Origin of the sequence: Hypericibacter adhaerens (assembly GCF_008728835.1) — a bacterium.
Taxonomy (GTDB): domain Bacteria; phylum Pseudomonadota; class Alphaproteobacteria; order Dongiales; family Dongiaceae; genus Hypericibacter; species Hypericibacter adhaerens.
Genome location: NZ_CP042582.1, coordinates 1,279,350 through 1,290,875 on the forward strand (window position 1 = coordinate 1,279,350; position 11,526 = coordinate 1,290,875).

The 11,526-nt window shown below is 68.9% G+C and carries 10 protein-coding genes and 1 other RNA gene; all 11 read right to left on the minus strand.

Translation table 11 applies throughout. The annotated features are described in order from the left end of the window. Positions 1-2: 2 nt before the first annotated feature. Positions 3-1,091, minus strand: a complete 1,089-nt coding sequence (mraY, locus tag FRZ61_RS05700) for a phospho-N-acetylmuramoyl-pentapeptide-transferase (protein ID WP_151115604.1) — start codon at positions 1,089-1,091, stop codon at positions 3-5. Between the two features lie 15 nt (positions 1,092-1,106). Further along, on the minus strand, positions 1,107-2,564 hold the full coding sequence (locus FRZ61_RS05705; RefSeq protein WP_151115606.1) for a UDP-N-acetylmuramoylalanyl-D-glutamyl-2,6-diaminopimelate--D-alanyl-D-alanine ligase: 1,458 nt from the start codon (positions 2,562-2,564) through the stop codon (positions 1,107-1,109). Next, entirely contained in the window at positions 2,561-4,045 is a 1,485-nt protein-coding gene (locus tag FRZ61_RS05710; RefSeq protein ID WP_151115608.1) for a UDP-N-acetylmuramoyl-L-alanyl-D-glutamate--2,6-diaminopimelate ligase, read from the minus strand. Before FRZ61_RS05710 ends, FRZ61_RS05705 begins: the two co-directional genes overlap by 4 nt. A gap of 15 nt (positions 4,046-4,060) precedes the next feature. Then, entirely contained in the window at positions 4,061-5,791 is a 1,731-nt protein-coding gene (locus FRZ61_RS05715; RefSeq protein WP_225309139.1) for a peptidoglycan D,D-transpeptidase FtsI family protein, read from the minus strand. Continuing rightward, complete coding sequence (gene ftsL, locus FRZ61_RS05720) at positions 5,788-6,456, minus strand: cell division protein FtsL (RefSeq protein ID WP_151115610.1); 669 nt, start codon at positions 6,454-6,456, stop codon at positions 5,788-5,790. Before ftsL ends, FRZ61_RS05715 begins: the two co-directional genes overlap by 4 nt. 3 nt (positions 6,457-6,459) lie before the next feature. Continuing rightward, complete coding sequence (rsmH, locus tag FRZ61_RS05725; RefSeq protein ID WP_151115612.1) at positions 6,460-7,488, minus strand: 16S rRNA (cytosine(1402)-N(4))-methyltransferase RsmH; 1,029 nt, start codon at positions 7,486-7,488, stop codon at positions 6,460-6,462. Then, positions 7,485-7,952, minus strand: coding sequence for a division/cell wall cluster transcriptional repressor MraZ (locus tag FRZ61_RS05730; RefSeq protein ID WP_151115614.1), 468 nt, complete (start codon positions 7,950-7,952; stop codon positions 7,485-7,487). The genes rsmH and FRZ61_RS05730 overlap by 4 nt, the downstream gene beginning before the upstream one ends. A gap of 358 nt (positions 7,953-8,310) precedes the next feature. Continuing rightward, an RNA gene (gene rnpB / locus FRZ61_RS05735) (RNase P RNA component class A) lies at positions 8,311-8,731 on the minus strand. Positions 8,732-8,763: 32 nt separating this feature from the next. Then, positions 8,764-9,474 (minus strand): N-acetylmuramoyl-L-alanine amidase, encoded by a 711-nt coding sequence (locus FRZ61_RS05740; RefSeq protein ID WP_151115616.1) that lies wholly within the window; start codon positions 9,472-9,474, stop codon positions 8,764-8,766. 16 nt (positions 9,475-9,490) lie between these two features. Further along, on the minus strand, positions 9,491-10,369 hold the full coding sequence (locus FRZ61_RS05745) for a DMT family transporter (RefSeq protein WP_151115618.1): 879 nt from the start codon (positions 10,367-10,369) through the stop codon (positions 9,491-9,493). A 135-nt stretch (positions 10,370-10,504) separates the two neighbouring features. Continuing rightward, positions 10,505-11,269 carry a TerB family tellurite resistance protein gene (locus FRZ61_RS05750; RefSeq protein WP_151115620.1) on the minus strand — a complete coding sequence of 255 codons (765 nt, stop codon included), beginning with the start codon at positions 11,267-11,269 and terminating at the stop codon, positions 10,505-10,507. Positions 11,270-11,526 lie beyond the last annotated feature (257 nt).

The window sequence follows — 11,526 nt, forward strand, 5'->3', positions numbered from 1 at the left end:
CCTCAACGCAGCTTCAAGGTGGAGAGCCCGGCCAAGGCCAGGATCGAGGCGATGATCCAGAAGCGGATCACGATGGTGGGCTCGGCCCAGCCCTTCTTCTCGAAGTGGTGGTGCAGCGGCGCCATGCGGAAGACGCGCTTGCCGGTGAGCTTGAAGGAGACGACCTGGACGATGACCGAGGCGGTCTCGAGGACGAAAAGCCCGCCCACGATCGCCAGCACCAGCTCGTGCTTGACGACGACGCTGATGGCGCCGAGCGCGCCGCCCATCGAGAGCGACCCGGTGTCGCCCATGAAGACCATGGCGGGCGGCGCGTTGAACCAGAGGAAGCCGAGGCTGGCACCCACGAGGGCGGCGCAGAAGACGGCGAGTTCGCCAGAGCCGGCCACGAAATGGAGCTGCAGATAGTTGGCGAACACCGCGTTGCCCACGAGATAAGCGATGAGGGCAAAGCAGCCCGCAACGATCATTACCGGGACGATCGCGAGTCCGTCGAGACCATCCGTGAGATTTACTGCATTTGATGCGCCGACCATCACGAAGACGGCGAACGGAACGAAGAGCCAGCCGAGCTGGATCAGGATGTCCTTGAAGAAGGGAACCGTGAGTCCGGTCGAGAGCGGCTCGTTGGTGAGTCGCATCGCGGCGTAAGCGGCGACCGCGCCGATCGCGATCTGCGCCACCAGCTTGAAGCGGCCGGGCAGCCCCTTGCTGCCGCGCTTGGTGAGCTTCAGATAGTCGTCGCCGAAGCCGACCGCGCCGAAGCCGATCGTCACGAACAGCACGATCCAGACATAGCCGTTGGCGAGATCGGCCCAGAGCAGGGTCGAGATCGTGACCGCCAGCAGGATCAGCACGCCGCCCATGGTGGGCGTGCCCTTCTTGGTCAGGAGATGGGACTCGGGTCCGTCGCTGCGAATCGGCTGGCCATGCGGCTGCTTGCTCTTCAGCCAGGCGATGACGCGGGGCCCGAGCAGGAAGCTCAAGAGCAGCGCCGTCATCACCGCGCCGCCGCTGCGGAAGGTGAGGTAGCGGAAGATGTTGAAGAGCGAGCTCTCTTCGGCAAATGGGGCAAGAAGGTTGTAGAGCACGTTGGTTTCGCCCCCTTAATTGCCGTTGGCCGCGCGCGGCATCGGTGCCGAGGCGCCCATCGCCTTGATGGCTTCGACGATCGGCGCCATGCGGGTGCCGAGCGATCCCTTGACCAGGACCACGTCGCCCGGCTTCAGCATCGCCAGCACCGGGGCGATGATCTCGGCACTCGTCTCGGCATGGGCGGCGCGCATCGCCGCCGGCAGGGCGGCGTCGAGATTCGTCATGAGCGGACCGACGGTGAAGGCCAGCTCGACTCCGGCCGCGATCAGGTCGGGCGCGAGTCCGGCATGGAGCGCCGGGCTCTCGGGCCCCAGCTCGCGCATGTCGCCCAGGACGGCGATGCGCCGCCCGCCATTGCGGGGCTTGGCCTGGGCCAGCACGCGGAGGGCCGCGCGCACGGCCGCCGGGCTCGCATTGTAGCTCTCGTCGATCAGCTCGATGCTGCCGCCGCCGCGCTGGGCGGGAAGCATCACCTGGCTGCGCTGGCCGCGGCCCTTGGGGGGCAGGACCTTGGCGAAGGCGGATGCGGCTTGGTGCAGATCGGCGCCGGCCGCTTTCACCGCCGCCAGGACCGCCAGGCTGTTCATGACCCAGTGCTGGCCCGGCGCCCCGATGCAATAGTCGAGCCGCTCGCCCTCGATGACCGCGTTGACGGCGCTGCAGGTGGCCTGCAGCGAGCAGTCGAGCAGGCGGGAGGTCGCCTCGGGGTGGCTGCCGAAACCGATGATCTGCCGCAGGCCGTGGCGGCGGGCATGGCCGGCCAGGCGCTCGAACTGGGCATTGTCGCGGTTGAGGATCGCGATGCCGTCGGCATCCATGCCCTCGAAGATCTCGGCCTTGGCGTCGGCCACCGCCTCGATCGAGGCGAAGAACTCCATATGGGCGGCCTCGATCGTGGTGATGATCGTGATCTCGGGGCGGACCTGGCGGGACAGGGGCCCGAGCTCGCCGGCATGGTTCATGCCGAGCTCGAACACGCCATAGACCGTGTCCCGCGGCATGCGGGCGAGGGTGAGGGGCACGCCCCACTGGTTGTTGAAGCTGCCGGCGGCGGCGAAGGTCGGGGCCTGGCCGGACAGCACCGTCTTCAGCGCTTCCTTGGTGCCGGTCTTGCCGACGCTGCCGGTGATGCCGATGCGCCTGGCCTTGCAGCGCGCACGCGAGGCCTGGCCCATCCGCTCGAGCCCGGCCAGCGTCTCCTCGACCATCAGCAGCGGCGCATCCGCGCCGAGACCCTCGGGGCGGCGGTGCGCCAGCGCGGCGACCGCGCCGGCGGCGAGCGACTTGCCGATATAGTCATGCCCGTCGAAGCTCGGCCCCTTGAGGGCGACGAAGAGGTCGCCCGGCTCGACCGTGCGGCTGTCGATGGAGATGCCGGTCGCGGCCCAGCCCGGCGCGCCCTGGAGCTGTCCCCGGGCGGCGCTCGCGGCGTCGGCGGCGGTCCAGAGCACGGGCCTGGCGGCGGTCATGCGCCACCCCCGATGCTGCGGCCGCCCAGCGCCAGCGCCGCGGTGCGGGCGACCTCGGCGTCGTCGAACGGAAGGGTGACCGAGCCGATCTTCTGGCCCGTCTCGTGGCCTTTGCCGGCGATCACCAGGAGGTCGCCGGCCTCGAGCTCGCTCACCGCCGTCCGGATGGCGAGCGCCCGGTCGCCGATCTCGCGGGCACCGGGGGCGGCGGCCAGGATGGCGGCGCGGATGGCAGCCGGGTCCTCGCTGCGCGGATTGTCGTCGGTCACGATGACCGTATCGGCGAGCTCGGCGGCGATGGCGCCCATCACCGGCCGCTTGGCGCGGTCGCGGTCGCCGCCGCAGCCGAACACCAGCACCAGCCGGTTGCGGGCCAGCGGCCGGAGCTCGGCCAGGATCGTGCGCAGCGCCTCGGGCTTGTGCGAATAATCCACCAGGATCGTGGCGCCGCTCGGATGGCGGGCCACCAGCTCGATGCGGCCATGGACGCCGCTGAGCTGGGCGAGCTTGCCGGCCGCCTCGGCCGGTTCGCTGCCGGTGCCGATGACGAGGCCCAGCGCCGTCAGCGCGTTATAGGCCTGGAAGCCGCCGGCCACCGGGAAGATCAGCTCCATGCGCTGGCCGAACACCTCGAGGGTCAGTCGCTGGCCCTCGGGCAGCAGGACCTGATCGACCAGGGTCAGGTCCTTGCCGGCCTTGCCGAAGGCGATGGTGGCGAGCCCCCGCTGCTTGCAGATCGCCAGCAGCAGCTCGAAATGGTCGCTGTCGGCATTGAGCACCGCCGTGCCGTTGGCCGGCAGCAGCTGCTCGAACAGCCGCGCCTTGGCCCGGAAATAGCGCGCCAGGGTGCCGTGATAGTCGAGATGGTCATGGGAGAGGTTGGTGAAGGCCGCGGCCTTGAGCTTCACCCCCTCGAGCCGGAACTGGTCGAGCCCGTGGCTCGAGGCCTCCATCGCCAGATGGTCGATGCCGCCCTGGGCCAGCTCCGCCAGCAGGCGATGCAGCTCGATCGGATCGGGCGTGGTGAGCTCGCCCGGATTGTCGTGGCCCGGCGCCACCACGCCCAGCGTGCCGAGGCTGCCGGCGCGGAAGCCCAGGAGCGTCCAGAGCTGGCGCGCGAAATGCGCGGTCGAGGTCTTGCCGCTGGTGCCGGTGACGGCGGCGATGATCTTGGGCTGCTTGCGATAGAAGCGGGCGGCCAGGAGAGCCAGGCGCCGGCGCGGGTTCTGGTCGAGGATGACGGGGGTGCGGCCGATCTCGGCCGGCAGCTCGGTGTCGAGCGGCGCCAGCACGGCGGCGGCCCCGCGCTTCAGCGCGTCGAGGATATAGGCGCGGCCGTCGGCGCGCGCGCCGGGCAGGGCGGCGAACAGGTAGCCGGGCTCGATGCGCCGCGAATCCGCGCTCAAGCCCGTGATCTCGATTTCCGCCGCCGCCGTCGCCACGTCCGTCTTCCGTTCCTCCAGGAGATCCTTGAGCCGCACCGGCCCCACTCCGTCCTATTCCGTGCCGCGCGCCGACACGAGCAGCGCCGCGGTGCCGGAGGGTGTTTCGTTCAGGTCCTGCGGCGGGATGCCGAGCAGCGGCGCCATGCGCTGGACGATGCGTCCGACCGCCGGTGCCGCGACCCAGCCGCCGGTCGCATAGCCGTAGGAGCTCGCATTGGGCTTGGGGTCGTCGACCATCGCCAGCACGACGTAGCGCGGCGCGTTGATCGGGAAGACTCCCACGAAGGAGGCCATGCGTGCGTTGGCGACATAGCCATGGCTGCCCAGCTTGTCGGCCGTGCCGGTCTTGCCGCCGACGAAATAGCCCGGCACGTCGGCCTTCTTGCCGGTGCCCTTCTCGACCACGAGGCGCAGGAGCGAGCGGATCTCGGCCGAGGTCTCGGCCTTGATCACGCGCTGGCCGTCGGTGATCTCGTCGGCGCTGCGGTGGATCAGCGTCGCCGGCCGCATGATGCCGCCATTGACCATGGCCGCGACGCCGGTCACCAGATGCAGCGCGCTGACCGCGATGCCATGGCCGTAGGCGATCGTCATGGTGTTGATCGGGCGCCAGTCGGCCGGATACATCGGCGCGCCGGCCTCGGGGATCTCGATCGAGGCCCGGCGCAGCATGCCGATGCTGTCCATGAACTTGCGCTGGCGCTCGGTGCCGATGCGCTGGGCGATCAGGGCCGAGCCGATGTTGGAGGAATACATGATGACTTCCGAGACCGTCAGCGGACGGTTCTCGGGGTGGAAGTCGGAGATGGTGAAGCCCGCCACGCGCAAGGGGTGGCTGGCATCGACGCTGTCATTGATGCCGATCACGCCGGAATCGAGCGCGCAGGCCGTGTTGAACACCTTGAAGGTGGAGCCCATCTCGTAGACGCCCAGGGTCGCGCGGTTGAAGCGCTGGTCGGGCGAGGCGTTGCCGGCATTGACGGGATCGAAGTCCGGCAGCGACACCATGGCGAGGATCTCGCCGGTATTGGCGTCGAGCACCATGCCGGCGCCGCCGATCGCGGAGAAGTCGCTGATCGCGCGCTCGAGCTCGTCATGGAGGATATGCTGGACCCGGAGGTCGAGCGAGAGCTGGACCGGCTGGCCGCTCTTCAGCACGTCGTCGAAGGACTGCTCGATGCCGGCGAGGCCCTTGTTGTCCACGTCGGTGAAGCCCACGACATGGGCGGTCAGCGAGCCTTGCGGATAGACCCGGCGCTCCTCGCTCTGGAAGGCGAGGCCGGGAATGCCGAGGCGGTTGACCGCATATTGCTGGCGCGGCGTCAGATCGCGCTTGATCCAGACGAAGCGGGCGTGGGCGGAGAGCTTTGCGGTCAGCTCGGCGGTGCTGAGCTCCGGCAGGATCTCGGCCAGCTTCGCCGCGGTGCCGGCGGGATCGCCGATCTGCTGCGGGTCGGCATAGAGGGAGGCGGTGGCGAGGCTGGTCGCCAGCAGCACGCCGTTGCGGTCGAGGATGTCGGCGCGCGCGACGCTGAGATCGCGGCTCGGCGTCTGCGCGCTCTCGCGCTCGCCGCCGTCCCACACGCCGACCTCGAGCAGCCGCAGGCTGATGGCGAGGAACGCCACGAGGAACAGGCCGCCGCCGAGGAGCAGGCGCACATAGCCGGTCTCGAGTGCGCGCTTGCGCTCGCCGTCGAGCGCATGCAGGTCGGCGAAGCGCGGGGGCTTGGGATCGGCGAGCTGGGGACCGTGAGGATGGCGCGACGGGCGCGGCTTCATCATTGCGGATTCTCCGCTGTCGTCGCGGCGATGAGCGCGCCCAGGGGATCGTCGGCCTCGTTCACCATCGGGCCGGTCGCGGCCCGCGTCGCGGCCGCGGTTTCGGCGGAGATGTCTTCGGTCCCCGCAGTCGGATCGACCGGGGCGGCCGGCTTGGCCGCCGCCGAGACGGGCACGCGCTCGACCGTGTCGTCATGCGCCGAGAGATCCGGCTCCGGCTGGAAGCTCACCGGCTCGAAGCCGCTGGGCGCCAGCGAGGCGAAGGCCGGCATGGCGGGGGCGGAGACGTCGATGTCCTCCATGCCCGCCGACCATTCGAGCCTGCCGGCGAGGCTGGCGCTTTCGCCGGCGCCGGGCTTCGGCTGGAACTGCGGGGCCGGCAGCGCCACGTCGAGGCGCTGCGGCAGGGCGGCCAGGGTCTCCATCTGCTTGGCGGCGACGGGCGCCAGCCCCAGATGGCGGCGGTTGAGATCGGAAAGGCGGCCGGGCTCGTTCAGATAGCTCCATTCCGCCTTGAGCACGCGGACCTGCTCCTGCGCCTTGGCGATGTCCCGGTTGGTCTGGCCGAGCTGATGCTCCAGCTCCTGCACCGCGAACTTGATCTGGAACATGCAGAAGCCGGTGGCGACCACGAGAACGAGCCAGACGGGCAGCGACAGACGGTTCATGGATCAGTCCTCCCCGGCCGCGTCGCCGGTATCGCCCCAGGCGGGGGCGTCGGTGCGTTCGGCCGCGCGCAGGCGCGCCGAGCGGGCGCGCGGGTTGCGATCGGTCTCGGCCTTGCCGGGCTTCACCAGTTCGGGCGAGAGCGTGCGGAAGCTGGGGGCATGGAGCGGGGCGGGGCCTTGCGGCAGGTGGCGCGAGCCCCGGGGCGTACGGCCGGCCCGCTCGCGCAGGAACCGCTTCACTTCGCGATCCTCGAGCGAATGGAAGGAGACGACGGCGAGCCGGCCGGCCGCCTGGAGGAGCGCTTCGGCGCCGACGAGGCCGCGGCGGATCTCGCCCAGCTCGTCGTTCACCGCGATGCGCAAGGCCTGGAAGGTGCGGGTGGCGGGATCGATGCCGTCATGGGCGCGGGGGCCGGCGGCGCGGCGCACGATCTCGGCCAGCGCCAGCGTGCGGGTGATCGGCGCCTCGCGGCGCGCCGCGGCGATGGCGCGCGCGATCGGGCGGGCGCGGCGCTCCTCGCCATAGCGGAAGATCAGGTCGGCGAGGTCCGCCTCTTCCATTCCGTTGACGAGATCGGCCGCGGTCGGGCCCTCGCGGCCCATGCGCATGTCGAGCGGCCCGTCGAAGCGGAAGGAGAAGCCGCGCTCGGGCTGGTCGAGCTGCATCGAGGAGACGCCGAAATCGAAGGCGATGCCGTCGGCCTGGGCGAGCCCGCGCTCGTTCAGCAGCGCCTGCATCTCGCCGAAACGGCCCTGCACCGCATGGAGGCGGCCCGGAAAATCCTGCGCCAGCTTCGCGGCGCCGGCGATCGCGTCGGGATCGCGGTCGATCGCCCAGACCGTGCAATCCGCGGCCGAGAGAATGGCGCGGCTGTAGCCGCCGGCGCCGAAGGTGCCGTCGATATAGATGCCGCCGTCCTTGGGCGCCAGGGCCGCGAGCACCTCGTCGAGCATGACCGGCACATGGGGTTGCGCGGCGCTCTGCATAGCGGGCGATGCAGCCTCCGAGGGCGCGCGGCGCTTCCTGCTCATGGCTGGCCCTCGTTGCGCGCGCTGCGCAACGTGCGGCCCTTCTCGAGCGCGCGCTTGCGGGCCTCGGCCTTGTAGCGCTCGAGCGCCTGGGGCTCCCAGATCTCGAAATGCTCGCCGCGGCCGACGAAGGCGGCGAGCTCGGTGATGTTGGCTTCCTTCGCCAGATCCTCGGGCAGCTGGATGCGGCCTTCGCCGTCGAAGGCGAGCTGCTTGGCGCTGGAGAAGAGCGCCATCGTCAGATCGTCATGCTCGTCCGAGAAGAGGTCGGCGTTGCTGGTGAGGCGCGCCTTGATGCCTTCCATCCAGTCCATGCCGGCGCACTGCACCGCTTTGAAGCGGAAGGAGGGCAGCGCGACGATTCCCTGGAAGGGCTGGGCGGCGAGCGCAGCACGGAAGGGCGCCGGGACCGAGACCCGGCCCTTGCGGTCGATCTTGTTCACGAAGGTGTCGATGAACAGCGCCATCGGCCTTGCGTTCCCTAGCCCCTTTGCCCGGTCCGCCCGTTCGCTCCTGCCGACCCTGAACGGGCTCCCTGGGCACCGCATGGGCACCCGACCGGCGTTTATGGGATATCATGGGATAGTATGGGCGTCAATGGGATTAACTAGTAAAAATCTGGATTTTCGAGGCATTTACGGGGCGTTAACCACGCTTCTACGGGCTCTCCGAAACAGAAAGACTTCGCCTTCCGACGAATCCTTCATCGTCATTGCGGCAACTTCGTGTTCTTTATTTGTTCTCGTCGCGAATACTTGGCGACGAACCCGGCGAAGGGATGGCGGCGCGCGCCCTGGGACGCCCGCGAGCAGGGCTTTCGGTGAAAATGCCAGACGGCCGATAAGCCGGGTTCTGTGCCCGGAGCGGCTGGCGAACCAGCGCCCCGGCGATGGCCATTCATCTGGGACGTTCGTTGCCGAACGCCTCGCGCGACCGACCCGGACAGCGGCTCGAAAACCGCCCGGTCCCGAATTTCCCGAAGGAAATCAGGGGCCTGCTGTCCCTACTTGGTCTTGCTCCCGGTGGGGTTTGCCCGGCCATGGCCGTTGCCGGCCATGCGGTGCGCTCTTACCGCACCATTTCACCCTTACCGTTCCGTCGCCGGTCCGGCGGTATGTTTCTGTGGCACTGTCCCTGGGGTCGCCCCCGCCGGGTGTTACCCGGCACCGTGTTTCCGTGGAGCCCGGACTTTCCTCCCCCGGCCGCCCGTTGCCGGGCGGCCGAAGGCGGCCATCTGGCCGTCTGGCGGGGCAGAGTTAGGCGCTGTCGCGCGCGAGGTCAACCGATCTGGTCGAGCAGGTCTGCGAGGATGCCGGCGCTTTCCTCATCGGGCGTGCCGTCGATCCGCGCCGGGCGGAAATGGCGCTGGAAGGCGATCAGCACGGTCCGGGTCGCCGCGTCGAGCTCGCCATGATCCGGCACCTCGTAGCCGAAACGGCCGAGACCGGCCTGGAGCTCGGCTAGCGACCATGATCGCGCGGCCGCGCCGGCGCGCGGCCAGAGGCCGATGCCGCGCCGGGCGAGACCGGCCCAGTCGAACAGCTCGCCCGGATCCTCCTTGCGCTGCGGCGCCACGTCGGAATGGCCGAGCACGCGCCGGGGCGGGATCGGATGGCGCGCGAGGATGTCCTTCGCCAGCGCCTCGAGGCTCGCCATCTGGGCCGGCGGGAAGGGCCGATAGCCGAACTCGTGGCCGGGATTGACCAGCTCGATGCCGATCGAGCGCGCATTGATGTCGCGGGCTCCGGCCCAGAAGCTGATACCCGCATGCCAGGCGCGCCTTTCTTCCGGCACCAGCCGCCAGGCGGTGCCGTTCTCCTCGATCAGATAATGCGCGCTGACCTTCGCCGTCGGATCGACCAGCCGGTCGATCGCGGCCTGGGCGCTTTTCATGCCCGTGTAATGCAGCAGAAGGATGTCGACGGCCTGCCCGGGCGGACGGGCATCGTGGTTCGGCGACAGGATTTCGCGCAGCTCGAGCTGGGTCATGGCCGCCAAGGGGGTCCTACTGTCCGCTCTGGGTCGCGGCCTGGGTCAAGGCCGGCCGTCGGATGACGCAGATTGCCACCCCGGCCAGGGTCGCGATACCGCCGATCACCATGAACCAGGTCAAGGGTTCGCCGAGGAGCAGGATTCCGGCCAGCACGCCGAAGAGCGGCACCGAGAGCGTGAAGGGCATCACCTGGTTGACCGGGAAGATCCGCATCATCCGATACCAGATGCTGTAGCCCAGCACCGTGACGAGCAGGCTCTGATAGGCGAGCACGCCCCAGACACCCCAGTGATCCCAGGGAACGATCTCGATCGGATTCCCTTCGATCAGCAGGGCCACAAGCAAAAGTTGAGGAAACGCCAGGGCCGCGATCCAGCCATTGAGGGTCATCACGTCCATGGCATTGCCGATCCGCTTGATCTGGACATTGGCGAAGGCCCAGACGCAAGCGGCGCCGATCACGAGGATGAGCGGCAGATAGCCGCCCTGGAATCGCGGCTCGCCGGCGATGAGCGCCACCCCGCCGAAGGCGACCGCCATGCCGAAGCTGCGTCGCCAGCCGATCCGGTCCTTGAAGAAGTAGGCGGCCAGCAGGGCCGCGAACGGTACCTGGAGCTGGATGGCGATCGCCGCGGTCGACGCATCGATGTGGCGGAGCCCTGTGAACATCAGGCTGAAATGAAGGATCCCCAGCGTCACCGACAGCGCCGCCAGCTCGCGCCAGCGCGGCGGCAACTTGATGAAGGGAAGCAGCATCAGCGACACGATGAAGAAGCGCAGCGCCATGAAGGTGAAGGGCGGCATGAGCATGAGGCCGAACTTCACCACCACGAAGTTGAATCCCCAGATCATCATGACGAGGAGAATCAACGCGACATGAAGAGGTTTCAAGCAAGGCTCCGAACTCGTTCTGTCCCTTCCCCCGCGCTGCGGGGGAAGGTTAGGAAGGGGGCTGCGCGGTCTTCAATACTGAGCAGCCCCCTCCTTAATCCTCCCCCGCAAGGCGGGGGAGGAGACAAGAAGGGGTCACTCAATCCCGCGCTCCTTCGCGATCCGGTCGTAGGCGGCGTTGATGCGCGCCATCTTGTCGGTCGCGAGATCGACGAACTCCTGGGGTAGGCCCTTGGCGATCAGCTTGTCAGGGTGGGTCTCGCGGATGAGCTTGCGCCAGGCGAGCTTGATCTCGGCGTCGCTCGAATCGCGGGTGACGCCGAGCAGCGTATAAGGATCGGATTCGTCCGGTCCCAGATGCGAATGGCGGATCCGCTCGAAATCCGCGTCAGCGAAGCCGAAGATCTGCGCCACGCGGCGCAGATAGTCGAGCTCGTCGGCGCTGACCGCGCCATCCGCCTTGGCGATGTGGAAGAGGCCGTCGATTAGCTCCTCCAGTACCCGCGACTTTCGCGGGAACATCTTGGCGATCTGCCGGGCATAGGGCTCGAACCCTTGGGCGTCCTGGCGCGCCTGGTCGAAGAAACGGCCCACGTTCCGCAGCTCCTGCGGGGGAACCCGGAACACCTCCTTGAAGGCGACGATCTCCTCGCGCGTGACGCGGCCGTCGGCCTTGGCCATCTTGGCGCCCAGCACGATGACGCCGATGGTGAAGGCGATCTGGCGCGTGGCCGCCCGCTCGTCGGCGGGCGCGGCCGTGCCCGTCGCGTCCCCCTGCTGCAGGTTCGCTTCCGTCAGCATGTCGACGGCATGGCCGGCGACCGCGCCCGCGAGCGCGCCCACCGGACCGCCCAGCGCGAAACCGGCGGCTCCGCCGAGGATCTTGCCCCAGATACTCATGGTCTAATCTGTCGGATGGGAAACGAGGGTGGCGGGATGCCTGGAACCCTGAGGGTTCCTTAACGCGGACGCTCCATGCTGGGAGCTTAGCGAAAGCCTCGCGCGGGAACCAGCCTCGCTCAAGAGAGAATAACAGGATCAAGGGCTTGCCGGCTAAGCTGCGGCTTGGAGCGAGTCGAGGCCCGATGCCAGAATGGAGCGGCCGGCGCCGGGCGGAAAACCGTTCCGGGGCGACCCTGGCCAACGCCGTCGGCGAA